General features: G+C 61.7%; 1 protein-coding gene. It reads right to left on the bottom strand.

Translation table 11 applies throughout. The features are described from left to right. A partial coding sequence (locus ASE88_RS17590; protein WP_156357104.1) for an NAD(P)-binding protein occupies positions 1-274 on the bottom strand: 274 nt, incomplete at both ends.

The following is a 274-nucleotide window of genomic DNA, read 5'->3' on the forward strand; positions in this document are numbered from 1 at the left end:
AGTCGAGCGCCAGATGCCCAGATTGCCGAGCGCCTCGAACGCGCGCAGCGGATAGCTGTAGAATTTGCCCTCGTAATAGATCCGGCTCATCCGCGGGCGCTCGATGAAATCGTCCGGCAGGATCTCGTTCCAGAGATCGACCACCGGCTGCGACTTCGAAAAGAAGCGGTGCCCGCCGATATCGAAGCGGAAGCCGTCATGCTCGACGGTGCGGCTGATCCCGCCGACATAGACGGGGTCCTTCTCGATCACGGTGACCGTATAGCCCGCCTTG

Source organism: Sphingomonas sp. Leaf38, assembly GCF_001421825.1.
Classification (GTDB): domain Bacteria; phylum Pseudomonadota; class Alphaproteobacteria; order Sphingomonadales; family Sphingomonadaceae; genus Sphingomonas.